Annotated in this window: 13 protein-coding genes; 7 read left to right on the top strand and 6 right to left on the bottom strand. The window is 62.1% G+C overall.

Translation table 11 applies throughout. From position 1 onward, the window contains the following. The first annotated feature begins 33 nt into the window (after positions 1-33). Entirely contained in the window at positions 34-459 is a 426-nt protein-coding gene (locus tag PSEUDOMOFG3G_RS25110) for a DUF2269 domain-containing protein (RefSeq protein WP_076383263.1), read from the top strand. A gap of 103 nt (positions 460-562) precedes the next feature. Here PSEUDOMOFG3G_RS25110 and PSEUDOMOFG3G_RS25105 read toward each other — a convergent pair whose 3' ends face one another. Continuing rightward, a complete protein-coding gene (locus tag PSEUDOMOFG3G_RS25105; RefSeq protein ID WP_139048798.1) occupies positions 563-1,219 on the bottom strand; it encodes an HAD family phosphatase in 657 nt (218 codons plus the stop codon). Positions 1,220-1,362: 143 nt separating this feature from the next. Between PSEUDOMOFG3G_RS25105 and PSEUDOMOFG3G_RS25100 the strand changes: the two genes are divergently transcribed. Beyond that, positions 1,363-1,842 carry an RNA pyrophosphohydrolase gene (locus PSEUDOMOFG3G_RS25100; protein ID WP_003186867.1) on the top strand — a complete coding sequence of 160 codons (480 nt, stop codon included), beginning with the start codon at positions 1,363-1,365 and terminating at the stop codon, positions 1,840-1,842. A gap of 22 nt (positions 1,843-1,864) precedes the next feature. Continuing rightward, the gene (ptsP, locus tag PSEUDOMOFG3G_RS25095) at positions 1,865-4,144 is read left to right on the top strand and encodes a phosphoenolpyruvate--protein phosphotransferase (protein WP_047226814.1); all 2,280 of its coding nucleotides are present in this window, start codon (positions 1,865-1,867) and stop codon (positions 4,142-4,144) included. Positions 4,145-4,276: 132 nt separating this feature from the next. Here ptsP and PSEUDOMOFG3G_RS25090 read toward each other — a convergent pair whose 3' ends face one another. Further along, complete coding sequence (locus PSEUDOMOFG3G_RS25090; RefSeq protein ID WP_139048797.1) at positions 4,277-5,023, bottom strand: NRDE family protein; 747 nt, start codon at positions 5,021-5,023, stop codon at positions 4,277-4,279. A gap of 152 nt (positions 5,024-5,175) precedes the next feature. On the opposite strand from PSEUDOMOFG3G_RS25090, the gene PSEUDOMOFG3G_RS25085 reads away from it, so the two are divergent. From PSEUDOMOFG3G_RS25085 to PSEUDOMOFG3G_RS25075, 3 genes are all read left to right on the top strand, one after another. Then, the gene (locus tag PSEUDOMOFG3G_RS25085; protein WP_076383260.1) at positions 5,176-5,958 is read left to right on the top strand and encodes a sulfite exporter TauE/SafE family protein; all 783 of its coding nucleotides are present in this window, start codon (positions 5,176-5,178) and stop codon (positions 5,956-5,958) included. Positions 5,959-6,026: 68 nt separating this feature from the next. Beyond that, a complete protein-coding gene (gene lgt, locus PSEUDOMOFG3G_RS25080) occupies positions 6,027-6,836 on the top strand; it encodes a prolipoprotein diacylglyceryl transferase (RefSeq protein WP_076383259.1) in 810 nt (269 codons plus the stop codon). A 48-nt stretch (positions 6,837-6,884) separates the two neighbouring features. Then, entirely contained in the window at positions 6,885-7,856 is a 972-nt protein-coding gene (locus tag PSEUDOMOFG3G_RS25075) for a thymidylate synthase (RefSeq protein WP_047226810.1), read from the top strand. A gap of 144 nt (positions 7,857-8,000) precedes the next feature. On the opposite strand, the gene cadR is transcribed toward PSEUDOMOFG3G_RS25075, so the two are convergent. Continuing rightward, positions 8,001-8,447, bottom strand: coding sequence for a Cd(II)/Pb(II)-responsive transcriptional regulator (gene cadR / locus PSEUDOMOFG3G_RS25070; RefSeq protein WP_076383258.1), 447 nt, complete (start codon positions 8,445-8,447; stop codon positions 8,001-8,003). Between the two features lie 86 nt (positions 8,448-8,533). Between cadR and PSEUDOMOFG3G_RS25065 the strand changes: the two genes are divergently transcribed. Next, positions 8,534-10,753, top strand: coding sequence for a heavy metal translocating P-type ATPase (locus PSEUDOMOFG3G_RS25065; RefSeq protein ID WP_139048796.1), 2,220 nt, complete (start codon positions 8,534-8,536; stop codon positions 10,751-10,753). Positions 10,754-10,897: 144 nt separating this feature from the next. Here PSEUDOMOFG3G_RS25065 and PSEUDOMOFG3G_RS25060 read toward each other — a convergent pair whose 3' ends face one another. From PSEUDOMOFG3G_RS25060 to PSEUDOMOFG3G_RS25050, 3 genes are read right to left on the bottom strand one after another with little or no spacing between them, the layout of a single operon-like run. Then, the gene (locus tag PSEUDOMOFG3G_RS25060; RefSeq protein ID WP_139048795.1) at positions 10,898-13,945 is read right to left on the bottom strand and encodes an efflux RND transporter permease subunit; all 3,048 of its coding nucleotides are present in this window, start codon (positions 13,943-13,945) and stop codon (positions 10,898-10,900) included. Beyond that, positions 13,942-15,006, bottom strand: coding sequence for an efflux RND transporter periplasmic adaptor subunit (locus tag PSEUDOMOFG3G_RS25055; RefSeq protein ID WP_139048794.1), 1,065 nt, complete (start codon positions 15,004-15,006; stop codon positions 13,942-13,944). The genes PSEUDOMOFG3G_RS25060 and PSEUDOMOFG3G_RS25055 overlap by 4 nt, the downstream gene beginning before the upstream one ends. Then, a complete protein-coding gene (locus PSEUDOMOFG3G_RS25050) occupies positions 15,003-16,106 on the bottom strand; it encodes an efflux RND transporter periplasmic adaptor subunit (protein ID WP_139048793.1) in 1,104 nt (367 codons plus the stop codon). The genes PSEUDOMOFG3G_RS25055 and PSEUDOMOFG3G_RS25050 overlap by 4 nt, the downstream gene beginning before the upstream one ends. Between the last annotated feature and the right edge of the window lie 39 nt (positions 16,107-16,145).

Here is a 16,145-nt window from a genome sequence, read left to right as displayed (position 1 = left end):
AGACTGCCCGGCAAGACTCAAGGAAATCCAACGATGGAAACGTTAACCGCGCTGAAGATCGCCCATGTCGTCGCCACGGTATTGCTCTTGGCGGGTGCCCTGGGGCTGGCCATCTGGGTCTGGAGGACGCGCCGCAACGGCGATGCCACGGCGGCCGCGCGCACATTGCAACGCCCGCGGGTGTTTGTCTGGCTGGTGATGGCCCTGGCGCTGGTGAGCTTGCCATTCACGGGGTGGTGGATGGTGCATCAGATCGGCTGGCCACTGGGGCAGACCTGGTTGCTGGCTTCCAGTGTGCTCTACACCGTGGCGGCGCTGGCGGGGTTCTGGCTGTTGGTGCGATTGAACAAACTGCGCAAGGCGCCGGGAGGGAGCGGGAAATTTACCTTTGCCTTGGCGCTGTTCAGTTTTGTCTGCTTTGTCGCCATTGCGGGGTTGATGGGGGCCAAGCCGGTTTAAGGCGTTAGACCGCGTCGACCCTATCGCGAGCAGGCTCGCTCCCACAGGGGTTTGTGAACGACGCACATCCAGTGTGGGAGCGAGCCTGCTCGCGATGACGATTTCAGCCGCGCAACGAAATCACCGGCCAACCACGCTTCTGGGCTTCGGCCCTGAGGTTCGGGTCCGGATCCACGGCCACCGGATGGGTCACCACTTCCAGCAGTGACAGGTCATTCATCGAGTCACTGTAGAAGTAACTGCCGTCCAGCGAATACCCGGTCTCCTCCAGCCAACGATTGAGCCGCATCACCTTGCCCTCACGAAAACACGGAATGTCGGTACTGCGCCCGCTGTAGCGCCCGTCGATCATTTCGCACTCGGTGGCGATCAGGGTTTCGACTCCCAGGCGCTCGGCGATCGGTCCGGTGACGAAGCGATTGGTGGCGGTGATGATCACCAGCTTGTCGCCGGCCTCACGGTGTTTACTCAACAGCTCGATCGCCTGGGGCAACACAATCGGTTCGATGCAGTCGCGCATGTAGTCCAGATGCCACTGTGCCAGCACCTCCATCTCCGTGCGGCCAAGGATTTCCAGGCAAAAATTCAGGTACTCGGCGTTGTCGAGCCTGCCGGCCAGGTAATCCTGATAGAACTCGTCATTGCGCGCCTTGTACGTAACGGCGTCGAGGAAACCGCGCTCACACAGGTAATCGCCCCAGGCGTGGTCACTGTCGCCGCCCAGCAAGGTGTTGTCCAAGTCGAATAAAGCCAGCCGCATTGCAGTTACTCGCTGAAGAATCTGAAGAAAGGCGTCCAGAATACGGACTTTTCACAAGAGTGCACATAAGGTAGGAAGGCTCGTTGCTGCTTTCACAACCTTTGTGGAACAATGCGGCGACATGCGTTTGCGAGGTTGTTGCCGTGATCGATCCCGATGGTTTCCGACCCAATGTGGGGATCATTCTTACGAATGATGCAGGGCAGGTGCTATGGGCTCGCCGTATCAATCAAGACGCCTGGCAGTTTCCCCAGGGTGGGATCAACCCTCAGGAGACGCCCGAAGAGGCCTTGTACCGCGAGTTGAACGAAGAAGTGGGGCTTGAGCGAGAAGATGTCGAAATACTCGCCTGCACCCGGGGCTGGTTGCGCTATCGTTTGCCGCAACGCCTGGTCAGAACGCATAGCCAACCGCTGTGCATCGGCCAGAAGCAGAAATGGTTTCTCCTGCGCCTGATCTCCAACGAGCAGCGGGTGCGGATGGATTTGACCGGTAAACCGGAGTTCGATGGCTGGCGCTGGGTCAGCTATTGGTATCCGTTGGGCCAGGTGGTGACATTCAAGCGCGAGGTATACCGACGCGCCCTCAAAGAGCTTGCCCCGCGCCTGCTGACGCGCGACTGACGACGGAGTTCGACCCCGAGCCATGCTCAATACGCTGCGCAAGATCGTCCAGGAAGTTAACTCCGCCAAGGATCTCAAGGCGGCGTTGGGGATTATTGTATTGCGCGTCAAAGAGGCCATGGGCAGCCAAGTCTGCTCGGTCTATCTGCTGGACCCCGAGACCAACCGTTTTGTGCTGATGGCCACCGAGGGCTTGAACAAGCGCTCGATCGGCAAGGTCAGCATGGCACCCAATGAAGGTCTGGTCGGCCTGGTCGGCACGCGCGAAGAACCGCTGAACCTCGAAAATGCCGCGGATCACCCGCGCTATCGTTATTTTGCCGAGACCGGCGAAGAACGCTACGCCTCGTTCCTCGGGGCACCGATCATCCACCACCGCCGTGTCGTCGGCGTGTTGGTCATCCAGCAGAAGGAGCGTCGCCAGTTCGACGAAGGTGAAGAAGCCTTCCTCGTGACCATGAGCGCGCAATTGGCCGGGGTTATCGCCCACGCCGAAGCCACCGGGTCGATCAGCGGCCTGGGCCGCCAGGGCAAGGGCATCCAGGAAGCCAAGTTCGTCGGCGTGCCAGGCTCACCCGGCGCGGCAGTGGGTACGGCGGTGGTCATGTTGCCGCCCGCCGACCTCGACGTAGTGCCGGACAAGACCATCGTCGACATCCCCGCCGAACTGGGCCTGTTCAAGACAGCCATCGAGGGCGTGCGGGCCGACATGCGCGCCCTGTCGGCGAAACTGGCGACGCAGCTGCGCCCCGAAGAGCGCGCGCTGTTCGACGTTTACCTGATGATGCTCGACGACGCCTCCCTGGGCAGCGAGGTGACCACGGTCATCAAGACCGGTCAGTGGGCCCAGGGTGCGTTGCGCCAGGTGGTGACCGACCACGTCAACCGTTTCGAACTGATGGACGACGCCTACCTGCGCGAGCGTGCCTCCGACGTCAAGGACCTCGGCCGCCGGCTGCTGGCCTACTTGCAACAGGAACGCCAGCAGACCCTGGTCTATCCCGATAACACCATCCTGATCAGCGAAGAACTGACCCCGGCCATGCTCGGCGAGGTGCCTGAAGGCAAGCTCGCGGGGCTGGTCTCGGTATTGGGTTCGGGCAACTCCCACGTCGCGATCCTGGCCCGCGCCATGGGCATTCCGACGGTCATGGGCGTGGTGGACCTGCCGTATTCAAAGGTCGACGGCATCCAGATGATCGTCGATGGCTACCACGGCGAGGTCTACACCAACCCCACCGAATTGCTGCGCAAGCAGTTTGCCGATGTGGTGGAGGAAGAAAAGCAACTGTCCCTGGGCCTGGATGCGCTGCGGGACCTGCCTTGCGTGACGCTCGACGGCCACCGCATGCCGCTGTGGGTCAACACCGGCCTGCTGGCCGACGTGGCCCGGGCGCAGAAACGCGGCGCCGAGGGTGTGGGCCTGTACCGCACCGAAGTGCCCTTCATGATCAACCAGCGCTTCCCCAGCGAAAAGGAACAGCTGGCGATCTATCGCGAACAGTTGGCCGCTTTCCATCCGCAACCGGTGACCATGCGCAGCCTGGACATCGGCGGGGACAAATCCCTGTCCTACTTCCCCATCAAGGAAGACAACCCCTTCCTTGGCTGGCGCGGGATACGCGTGACGCTCGACCATCCGGAAATCTTCCTGGTCCAGGCCCGCGCCATGCTCAAGGCCAGCGAGGGTCTGAACAACCTGCGCATCCTGTTGCCGATGATTTCCGGCACCCATGAGCTGGAAGAAGCCTTGCACCTGATCCACCGGGCGTGGGGCGAAGTGCGCGATGAAGGCACCGACGTGCCGATGCCGCCGGTGGGGGTGATGATCGAGATTCCGGCGGCGGTTTACCAGACCAAGGAACTGGCGCGCCAGGTTGACTTCCTGTCGGTCGGCTCCAACGACCTGACCCAGTATTTGCTGGCCGTGGACCGCAACAACCCGCGGGTCGCCGACCTGTACGACTATCTGCATCCGGCGGTGCTGCAAGCCCTGCAGAATGTGGTCCGCGACGCCCATGCCGAAGGCAAGCCGGTGAGTATCTGCGGCGAAATGGCCGGGGACCCGGCGGCGGCGGTGCTGCTGATGGCGATGGGCTTTGACAGCCTGTCGATGAACGCCACCAACCTGCCGAAAGTGAAATGGATGCTGCGTCAGATCAACCTCAGCAAGGCCCAGGAACTGCTGGCCGAAGTGATGACGATCGATAATCCGCAGGTAATCCACAGCTCCTTGCAACTGGCGCTGAAGAACCTTGGGTTGGCGCGGATGATCAATCCGGCGTCGAACAAGACGCTCTGAATCTTTAGCGACCTCATCGCGAGCAGGCTCGCTCCCACAGGGGATCTCGGTTGTTCACAACGTTTGTGTTTACTGAAGATCTACTGTGGGAGCGAGCCTGCTCGCGATGGGGCCAGAAATGACAGCACAAAATCAAACCTTAAACTCCACCTCCCCCAAATGCCCCCCAAGCGGCCCATAACTGCGCTCGACCAGATGCCGCGTCCCATCGGCATGGACAATCAGCGCCGTACTCGCTCGCGTCCCGTAAGCAGGGCTGGTGATGAACACACTCGACAACAGTGTCTCGGTCGCCAGCCCTACGCCGGTGTCCGGCAGTTCGGCTACCGGGGCCGGCTGCGGGTCGTTCAGCAGCGCCAACAGGGCCTGGGGCTGCGGATCGTCCAGTACCTCGACCAACGCCGCCCGAGCCTTGAGCAGCTTGGGCCATGGCGTGTTCAGCCCGGCGTTCGACAAACCGTAGACACCCTCGGCCAGTCGCTGTGGCCGGGCATCGCGGGCATTGTGGTGCCACAGTTCGGTGCCATCGCCCAACAGCAAGTTGAACCCGCCGTACTCACCGGCATGGGGCACCACTTCGCTCAAATAATCGGCAATTGAAAGATTTCCGCTCAAAAATCGCGCCACCAGTTCACCACGGGACTTGAAGCCGGGCGGCTGGGCCGGGTCGCGAATGTTGGTCAGGGCAGCGAAACGGCCATCGGCGCCGACGCCAAGCCAGGTCCCTCCGGCTTCCAGATCGCGACCGGCATGGACATCAGGGGCGTCAGGCCATTGCCCCAGGGGCAAGGTCGGGCGCGCGTAGAACTCATCGCGGTTGGCCGCCACGATCAGCGGCCGGGCGTGGCCGGGGCGCCAGGCAAATACGATCAGGCACATCAGATAGTCCCCTTAAAAATAAAGCCGAGCACAGCTGTTGTGGGTTTCACTCTACCCAGACATCGCCCCGGCATCCATCGCCTTGAGTGGAGCCCAAGGCCATGGATCCGTTACCATGCCGCTCTTGTTTCTAGGATGGGCGAGGGACGCTGGTGGAATTTGTGCTCTATCTGCTGCTCGGCGCCTGTGCCGGCGTGCTGGCCGGACTGTTCGGCGTGGGTGGCGGGATCATCATCGTCCCGGTGCTGGTATTCAGTTTTACCTTGCAGGGCTTCGACCCACTGGTGTTGACGCACCTGGCGGTCGGCACGTCCCTGGCATCGATCATCTTCACTTCGGTCAATGCCGTGCGCGAGCATCAGCGCAAAGGCGCGGTGCGCTGGCCGATTTTTGCCTGGATGACCGTTGGAATCCTGATCGGTGCCGGTTTCGGAGCCGTCACTGCCGAAGCGATTTCCGGTCCGAACCTGCAAAAAATCATCGGCGTGTTCGCCCTGATTGTCGCCGTACAACTGGGCCTGGACTTGCGGCCCAAGGCCAGCCGCACAGTTCCGGGCAAGGTCGGGTTGACCGTGGCGGGGACGGTGATCGGCTGGGCCTCGGCGATTTTCGGCATCGGCGGCGGCTCGCTGACCGTGCCGTTCCTGACCTGGCGCAGCGTGCCGATGCAACAGGCGGTGGCGACGTCATCGGCCTGCGGTTTGCCGATTGCCCTGGTCAGTGCATTAAGTTTCATGATTCTGGGCTGGCAAGATCCGCGGCTGCCGGCTCATAGTCTCGGTTTTGTTTATTTGCCGGCGCTACTGGGCATTGCCCTGACGAGCATGGTCTTCGCCCGCTTCGGCGCGCGACTGGCCCATCGCCTGTCACCGCGCTTGCTCAAACGGCTGTTCGCCGCTTTGCTGTTCAGCGTGGGCTTGAGTTTTCTGCTCTGACGCAATCCTGGCTTAATCCCGAGGTGGCAGCGTCGCCCGGATATTTTTGACGTTTACGAGGAATATCAATGCTGCCTTACCCGCAGATCGATCCGGTGGCCCTGGCCATCGGCCCGCTGAAAATCCACTGGTACGGCCTGATGTACCTGATCGGCATCGGCGGCGCCTGGTTGCTGGCGTCGCGCCGGCTCAACCGCTTCGATCCGACCTGGAACAAGGAAAAGCTCTCGGACCTGGTGTTCTGGCTATCCATGGGCGTGATCGTTGGCGGACGCCTGGGTTACGTCTTGTTCTACGACCTGAGCGCGTACCTAGCCAATCCGACGCTGATCTTCGAAGTCTGGAAGGGCGGCATGTCGTTCCATGGTGGGTTCATCGGCGTGATGCTGGCAGCGCTGTGGTTCGGTAAACGCAACAACAAGTCGTTTTTCGAGTTGATGGACTTCGTCGCGCCAATGGTGCCGATTGGCCTGGGGGCCGGGCGCATCGGCAACTTCATCAACGCCGAATTGTGGGGCAAGGCCACCGACGTGCCATGGGCGATGGTCTTCCCGCCGTTCAGCGACCCGGCGCAGCTGCCCCGTCATCCTTCGCAGCTGTACCAGTTCGCGCTCGAAGGCGTGGCACTGTTTGCCATCCTGTGGCTGTTCTCGCGCAAGCCACGGCCGACCATGGCCGTGTCGGGCATGTTCGCGCTGTTCTACGGGATCTTCCGTTTCATCGTTGAATTCGTCCGCGTACCAGACGCCCAACTCGGCTATCTGGCGTGGAACTGGCTGACCATGGGCCAGTTGCTGTGCCTGCCAATGATCATTGGTGGCCTGGCGCTGATCTGGCTGGCCTATCATCGTGCGCCGGCTGCGGCGGCCAAGATTTAAATTCGAACCCCGGGGCGCTGGCCCCGGGTTCAAGGACACAGGTAACCCATGAAGCAATATCTCGATCTGGTGGCCCACGTCATCAAGAACGGCACCAAGCAAGCCAACCGCACGGGTGTAAACACCATCAGCTTTCCCGGCGCCATGTTGCGCTATGACCTGAAGGACGGATTCCCGGCCATCACCACGCGCAAAATGGCCTTCAAGTCAGCCATCGGTGAGATGTGCGGTTTCCTCCGTGGGGTCAACAACGCCGCCGAATTCCGTGCCCTGGGCTGCAAGGTCTGGGATCAGAACGCCAACGAAAACGCCCAATGGCTGGCCAACCCGTTTCGCCAGGGCGAAGACGACCTGGGTGAGATCTATGGTGTGCAATGGCGCAAGTGGCCAGCCTACAAGCAGATCCCGTTGAGCAACCCGGCCGCCATCGAGCAAACCCTGGCCCAGGGCTACCGACAAATCGCCGAGGGCGAAGAAAACGGTCAGGCCTACGTGGTGCTGTACAAGGCCATCGATCAGGTGCGCCAGTGCGTCGACACCATCATCAAGGACCCGGGCAGCCGGCGGATCCTGTTCCACGGCTGGAACTGCGCCCAGCTCGATGAAATGGCCCTGCCGCCGTGCCATTTGCTCTACCAGTTCCACCCGAATGTCGAGACCAAGGAAATCTCCCTGACCCTCTACATCCGTTCCAACGACCTGGGCCTGGGCACGCCGTTCAACCTCACCGAAGGCGCCGCGCTGCTGAGCCTGATCGGTCGCCTGACCGGCTACACGCCACGCTGGTTCACCTATTTCATCGGCGACGCCCACGTCTACGAAAACCACCTGGACATGCTCAACGAGCAGCTCAAGCGCGAGCCGTTCCCGATGCCCAAACTGGTGATTTCCGAGCGCGTGCCGGAGTTCGCCAAGACCGGTGTGTACCAGCCTGAGTGGCTGGAACTGGTGGAACCGAGCGACTTCTCGCTCGAGGGCTACCAGCACCACGCGCCGATGACGGCGCCGATGGCGGTCTAAGCCACGCCACCTCTCCCCCTGTGGGAGCGAGCTTGCTCGCGATGAGGCCATTACATTCAACATAGATGTTGACTGTTAAGCCGCTATCGCGAGCAAGCTCGCTCCCACACAGAGCTCAGTGTGTTGGAGATTGACGGCAAGGACTCAATGCCCATGACTCCTGCCCACATGTGAATGCTCCACCTCCGGCGCCACCGCGCCACTCACTTCCAGGCGCTGCAAAATCCCGCATTGATCCAGGTCCGGCCCTTCGCCACAACGATGGCGCAGGTCGATCAGTTGTGTCTGCAAGGCCAGCAGACCGTCGATGCGCGCCTTGACGTGGTGGATGTGTTCGTCGATCAGCGCGTTGACGTTTTCGCACTGATCCTGAGGGCTGTCGCGCAGGGCCAGGAGGCTGCGGATTTCTTCCAGGGTCATGTCCAGGGTGCGGCAGTTGCGGATGAACGTCAGCCGCTCGGCATGAGCCTGGGTGTAGACCCGATAATTGCCATCGCTGCGGGCCGGCTCCGGCAACAAGCCTTCGCGCTCGTAGTAGCGAATGGTTTCGACCTGGCAGTCGGTGATTTTTGCCAGTTCGCCGATCTTCATGGCGTTGCCTCCAAAACAGGTGCTTGACCCTATAGTGGCTACAGGGTCTTTACTGTGCAACAGGCACTTTTCACGGACGTAACCCGATGAGCGATTCCATTCATACCCACAAGCCCGACCACGGCCATGACCACGGGCATTCCTGCTGCTCAGCCAAAGCGGCACCGTCGGTGGTCAAGCTCGGCAAGGCGCCGACGGACGGCGCTCGGCTGAGCAGTTTTCGCATCCAGGCCATGGACTGCCCCACCGAACAGACGCTGATCCAGAACAAGCTCGGCAAACTTGAAGGCGTGCAACAACTGGAATTCAACCTGATCAATCGCGTGCTGGGCGTGACTCACGACTTGCCCAACGACTCGCCGATCATTGATGCGATCCAGTCCCTGGGCATGCAGGCCGAGCCGTTGGCCCCGGGCCAGGAAAAAGAAACCAGCGAATTGCCCGCCCCGGCCAAGCCCTGGTGGCCGCTGGCGCTGTCGGGTGTCACCGCCCTGGGTGCCGAGGTGATCCACTTCACCAGCGCCGCGCCGGAGTGGGTGGTCGCGCTAATGGCGTTGGTGTCGATCCTCAGCGGCGGTCTCGGTACCTACAAGAAGGGCTGGATCGCTCTGAAAAACCGCAACCTGAACATCAACGCACTGATGAGCATCGCGGTGACCGGTGCGGTGCTGATCGGCCAATGGCCGGAAGCGGCGATGGTGATGTTCCTGTTCACGGTGGCTGAATTGATCGAGGCCAAGTCCCTGGACCGGGCGCGCAACGCCATCAGCGGCCTGATGCAGATGGCCCCGGAACAGGCCACCGTGCAACAGGCCGATGGCACCTGGCAGGTGCAAGCGGTCAAGGCCATCAACCTCGGTGCACGGGTGCGGGTTCGTCCAGGCGAACGGGTGGGTCTGGACGGGGACATCGTCGCCGGTCGCTCTACCATCGACCAGGCGCCCATTACCGGCGAGAGCCTGCCGGTGGAAAAAACCGTGGGCGACAAGGTTTTCGCCGGCACCATCAACCAGGCCGGCGAACTGGAGTACACCGTGACCGCCGCAGCCGACCACTCCACCCTGGCGCGAATCATCCACGCCGTGGAGCAGGCCCAGGGCTCCCGCGCTCCGACCCAGCGCTTCGTCGATCAGTTCTCGAAAATCTACACCCCGGCCGTGTTCGCCCTGGCGTTGGCCGTGGCGGTGATCCCGCCGCTGTTCATGGGGGCGACCTGGTTCGACTGGATCTACCGGGCGCTGGTGTTACTGGTGGTGGCCTGCCCGTGTGCGCTGGTGATTTCCACCCCGGTGACTATTGTCAGCGGCCTCGCCGCAGCGGCGCGCAAAGGCATTCTGATCAAGGGCGGCGTGTATCTGGAGGGCGGCCACAAGCTCGACTATCTGGCCCTGGACAAGACCGGTACGATCACCCATGGCAAGCCGGTGCAGACCGACTACGTTCCACTCGACCCGACAGTGGAAGCGACGGCACCCGCTTTGGCCGCCAGTCTTGCCGCCCGTTCCGACCATCCGGTCTCCCACGCAATCGCCAACGCAGCTGTGGATAAACAGCTGGCGCCGCACGCTGTGGATAACTTTGCAGCGCTGCCGGGACGCGGGGTGCGCGGCGATATCAACGGCCAGACCTATCATTTGGGCAATCACCGTCTGGTGGAAGACCTGGGCCTGTGCTCTGCCGAGCTGGAAGAGAAGCTCTTCGCCCTGGAAAAACAAGGCAAGTCCGTGGTGCTGCTGCTCGACCACTCAGGCCCCTTGGCGCTGTTTGCCGTCGCCGACACGGTGAAGGACTCCAGCCGCGAAGCCATCCAGCAACTGCATGAGCTGGGTATCAAGACCCTGATGCTCACCGGCGACAACGCTCATACCGCCGAGGCGATTGCCGCACAGGTGGGCATGGATCAGGCCCGAGGCGATCTGTTGCCGGGCGACAAACTGCAAGCCATCGAGGATCTGTATGCCTTGGGTCACCGGGTCGGCATGGTGGGCGACGGCATCAACGACGCCCCTGCCCTGGCGCGCTCGGAGATCGGCTTCGCCATGGCGGCGGCGGGCACCGACACCGCCATTGAGACCGCCGATGTCGCCCTGATGGACGATGACTTGCGCAAGATCCCGGCGTTCATCCGCCTGTCGCGGCAGACTTCGAGCATCCTGAAACAGAACATCGCTTTGGCGCTGGTCATCAAGGCGATCTTTCTGGGATTCACCTTTGCCGGGTTTGCCACCATGTGGATGGCGGTGTTTGCCGACATGGGGGTGAGTTTGCTGGTGGTGTTCAATGGGTTGCGGTTGTTGCGTAAATAGAGGTGATGAGGCACCCGCATCGCGAGCAGGCTCGCTCCCACAGTAAATCTCAGCGGCCACACGTGGTGTACAACCGAGATCCAATGTGGGAGCGAGCCTGCTCGCGATGGGGCTGCACCGCAGCCCCAATGATTCAACGCCTGTTCAGTCGCGCTTGGGCTCGCGAATCTTGTACCAGGCCACATACAGCGCCGGCAGGAACAACAACGTCAGCAGGGTGGCGATGATGATCCCGCCGATCATCGCGTAGGCCATCGGCCCCCAGAACACTTCCCGGGCAATCGGGATCATCCCCAGGCTCGCGGCGGCCGCGGTGAGCAGAATCGGCCGACGCCGATGTTCGGTGGCTTGCACCACCGCATCCCAGGGCTCGTACCCGTCACGTTCATACTCATCGATCTGGGTCACCAGGATCACCGAGTTGCGGATGATGATGCCGATCAGTGCCAGTATCCCGAGGATCGCCACAAAACCCATGGGCGTGCCCGTCGGCACCAGCGCCAGCACCACGCCGATCAACCCAAGGGGCGCGACGCTGGCCACCAGGAACATTTTCTGCACACTGTGCAGCTGGATCATCAGGAAGGTCGCCATCAAAAACAGCATCAGCGGCACGACGCTGGCAATCGGCCCTTGGGCTTTGCTGCTTTCTTCCACCGTCCCCCCGGTGGCGACCTTGTAGCCCGCCGGCAGGCCGGCAGCGAATTGATCGATGGCCGGTTGCAGTTGCTTCACCAGATCGGTGGGCTGGATTTCATCGCGCACCGCGGCCTTGATGGTAATGGTGGGCTTGCGGTCGCGACGCCACACCAGGGGTTGTTCCAGTTCATAGCGCACTGTGGCGAACGCCAGCAGCGGAATGGAGGTGCCGCTCGGCGTGACGATCTGCAAGTTCTGCAGGGTCTGCGGCGAACCGCGCTCGGCGTCTTCGGCACGACCGACCACGTTGATCAGGTAGATGTCGTCATTGACCTGGGTCACCGGCGAACCGCTGACGATACTGTTCATCAGCCTGGCCACGTCCTCCGAAGACAAGCCCAGTTGCCGCGCCCGGTCTTGGGCAATGTCGATACGCAGCACCTTGCCCGGCTCGTTCCAGTCATAAATGATTTCGCCAATGTGGGTGTTCTTGTCCAGTTCGCTGGCAAGTTCGATGGCGTGCTTGCGCACCTGGTCGATGTCCTTGCCGCTGACCCGGTACTGGATCGGCCGCCCCACCGGCGGGCCCATTTCCAGGGCCTGCACGTAGCTGCCAATGCCGACGAAGTCCTCGCGCAGACGCTTTTGCAGGCGTTCGGTGAGGGCCGTGCGCGACTCCAGGCCTTTGCTGACGATCACCAGTTGCGCGTAGTACGGATTCTGCAACTGCTGGTCCAGCGGCAGGTAGAAACGAATCGCGCCCTCACCGATGTAGGTGCTCCAGCGCTCGATGTCCGGGTCGCCCTTGAGCGTCGCCTCCAGGCGATCGACCGCCTTGCGGGTCTCGTCCATCGAAGCGTTCTGCGGCAGGTTCAAGTCCACCAGAATTTCCGGGCGGTCCGAAGACGGGAAGAACTGGTTCTGCACAAAACGCATGCAAAACACCGACAACGCAAACAGCAGCACGGTGATGCCGATGGACCACCAGCGATTGCGCATCGCCCACAGCAAGCCGCCATTGAAAGCCCGGCCGATCCGTCCTGGCTCGTTGCTGTGGGGTTTCACATGGGTACTGAGGATGTGCACGCCGATCACCGGGGCGAACAGCACCGCGACAATCCACGACACCAGCATCGCCACGGCAATGACTGCAAACAGGGTAAAGGTGTACTCGCCGGCGGAGCTGGCGTTCAGGCCGATGGGCACGAACCCGGCCACGGTCACCAGGGTCCCGGTGAGCATCGGGAACGCCGTTGAGGTGTAGGCGAAGGTCGCGGCCTGCTCCTTGGTTTCACCTTTCTCCAGGCGCGTGACCATCATCTCCACGGTGATCATCGCGTCGTCCACCAGCAGACCGAGGGCGATGATCAGCGCACCAAGGGAAATCCGCTGCATGGTGATGCCGCTGTATTCCATGAACACAAAGACCATCGCCAATACCAGCGGAATCGAGCAGGCCACCACCAGCCCGGCCCGTAAGCCAAGGCTGATAAAGCTGACCACCAGCACGATAATCACCGCCTCGAACAACGCGCTGGTGAAACCGCCGACCGCTTCCTCCACCACTTCGGCCTGGTCCGACACGGTATGCACGTCGACGCCCACTGGCAGATCGGCGGTCAGTTCGTTCATGCGCGCGTGCAGTGCCTTGCCGAATTCCTGGATGTTGCCGCCCTTCTTCATCGCAATCGCCAGGCCAATGGCCGGCGTGCCATTGAAGCGAAACATTGGGGTCGCGGGGTCGACATAACCGCGACTGATGTCAGCGATGTCGGCCAGGCGATAAAAACGATCATTGAGCCGCAGATTGACGTTGGCCAGGTCCTTTTCCGACTGGAACTGCCCGGAAGTGCGTACGGAAATCCGCTCCGGCCCGGCGTCGATCACCCCGGCGGGAGTCACAGCGTTCTGGGATTGCAGGCTCTGCACCACCTGGCGCTGATCAATACCCAGCGCGGCGAGCTTGCGGGTCGAAAAATTCAGGTACAGGACTTCATCCTGCTCGCCCACCATCTCGACCTTGCCCAGGCCCGGTACCTCACGGATTTCGGCGCGCACTTGCTCCACATAATCGCGCAACTGACGCATCGAAAGCCCGTCGCCGGTGAAGGCATAGACCGACCCGTACACATCGCCGAATTCGTCGTTGAATCCCGGGCCCTGCAGGCCCTGGGGGAAGTCACCACGGATGTCGTCGATCTTCTTGCGAACCTGATACCAGATCCCGGGGATTTCCTCGGCGTCGGTGGTATCGCGCAGGTACACGAACACCGTCGACTCCCCTGGTCGGGTATAGCTTTTGACATAGTCGAGAGAGTCGAGCTCTTCGAGTTTTTTCTCGATGCGGTCGGTGACCTGCTTGAGGGTTTCCTCCTGGGTCGCGCCAGGCCAACGAGTCTGGATGACCATGGTCTTGATGGTGAACGAGGGGTCTTCTTCGCGCCCCAGGTTCATGTAGGAAAACACCCCCATCAACAGGGCGACGAACATTAAGTACCAAACAAACGACTGATGCCGCAGGGCCCATTCGGATAAGTTGAAAGGCCCTTTCATCGTGCGTCCTCGTCGAGTTTCACTTTCTGCCCCGGCTGGAGGCTGTTCACACCGGCGCTGACCACACGGTCGCCGGGCTTGATGCCATTGGCCACCAGCACCGAGTCGGTGGAGCGGCTGAGAATCCTCACCTCTCGGGGGGAAACGGTCTGACTCTGCGGATCGACAAGCCAGATCCGCGTTGTGCCATCAACCTCTTGCAAGGCACTGAGCGGCAGCTCGATGCGCGGCTCGATGGTTGAGCTCAGGGTCACGCTGATGGCCGTGCCCAGGCGAAAGCCTGGCGGTGTATCGCCCAGGGTCAGCCGTGCGCGGCGCGTGCGGGTGGCGCTTTGGGCCTGGGGTTCGATCTCGCGCACGGTGGCGGTCGTGCGGATGCTCGGGTCCAGTTCCCCGGCGACCTCGAACACGACATCGGCGGGCAGGCGCTCAGCCAGGCCGGCCGGCAGGTCGATCACCGCTTCCTTGATGTCCGGGCGCGCCAGGGTCACCACTTGCTGGCCGGCAGTGACCACCTGCCCGGCCTCGGCATTCCAGGCCGTGACGACGGCATCGTGGTCGGTGTGCAACTGGCTGTAGTTGAGTTGGTCGCGAGCCTGCTCCACCGATGCACGGGCCTGTTCCAGGGAAGCCGCGGTGGTTTTCAGATCGGTCTGGGCAATGTCCAGTTGCGCCTGCGCGCCGACACCACGGTCGAACAACTGCTGCTGGCGACGGGCATTGGCCTGGGCGTTGATGTACTGCGCCTCGATCCGCGCCAGGTCGCCCTGGGCGGCGCGCAACTGGTTCTGTTGATCGGTGGGGTCGAGGGTAGCGAGCAAATCACCCTTCTTCACTTCGGCGCCGACATCGACGTTGCGGCTGGCGATCCGTCCCGGCACGCGGAACCCCACATTGGTCTCGTAACGGGCCTGGATGCTGCCCGCGAAGCGCCCAAGGGCTTGCTGGTCGAGCGCGCGAACCTCGATGGACAACACCGGGCGCACCGGCTCAGGTGGCGGCTCTTCCTTCGAGCACGCCGCCAGCAACAGGCCAGCCGAGACCATCCATAAAAGCTTCATGGCTGGACTCCCGTCGGGGATTTCTCATGGGTATTTTCAGCGATCTCTACGCGCACGCCGGGATGCAGCAATTGCCCACCCGCGGTGACCACTGTCTCACCCCCCTTGAGCCCGTCGCTGATGATGACCTTTCCGGTGAGATACCGGCCGACGGTGACATTGTGCAACTGCGCCTTGCCTGCATCGTCCACCAGCCACACCGCCGGATCGTGAAGGTTCTTGGTCAGCGCCGACCAGGGCAGTTCCACGGCGGTCTTGCCGGCAGACTTGGCGGTAGCACTGACCACCGAACCCAGGCGCATGCCTTCGGGTAACTCACTGAGCGTCACCTTGACCTGCACGGTGCCGGTTTCAGCGGAAACCGCCGGGGTGATCTCGCGCACCGTACCGGTGGTCTTGATGGCCGGGTTGTCCAGCAGGCTGATGACGATGGCGGGATCCGAGGGCGGTTCGCGCAACAGTGATTCGTAGATATTGAACACGGCGTCGCGCTCTCCGTCCTGGGCCAGGCTGAAGATCGGTTCCGTGGCCTGCACCACCTGGCCGACCTCCGCCTGCCGTGCCGTGATGATGCCCGGAGCCTCGGCGATCAGCGCGGTATAGCTCAGTTGTTCGCGGGCGTTGGCCAACTGGGCCTGGGCAGCGGTCAGCGCACTCTGGCTGCTGCGCAGTTGCGCCTGGGCCGTGTCATATTCGCTCTGGCTGGTATAACCCTTGGGCAAGAGTTTTTGCTGGCGCACGAACGCCGCCGCACTCTGCTTGACCCGCGCCTGTTCGGCAGCCACCTGAGCCTGGGCGGAGTCGACACGAGTCTGCAGATCCTGGGGGTCGAGCCGGGCGAGCACCTGTCGGGCCGAAACCCGGTCACCGACATCCACCTTGCGCTCGACGATCTTGCCGGCCACGCGGAACGACAGATCGGTCTGCACCCGGGCCTGGACGTCACCGGTGAGGGTCACCGAGGCGGCATATTCGGTGGGCACGGCCTGTTGCACGAAAACCCTCGGCAGGGCCTTTTCCTCGGGCTTTTCATCACCGCATCCGGCCAACAATACACACAAGCCAAGGCCAACCAGAACTTTACTTCGAGGACCAGCCATGCAGACTCCTTTGCGTTGTACGGACGTACCAGTGACGAT

Source organism: Pseudomonas sp. FG-3G, assembly GCF_901007645.1.
GTDB lineage: Bacteria > Pseudomonadota > Gammaproteobacteria > Pseudomonadales > Pseudomonadaceae > Aquipseudomonas > Aquipseudomonas rhizophila.
The sequence above is the reverse complement of the archived record's forward strand: the minus strand, read 5'-3'. Positions and strand labels throughout refer to the sequence as shown.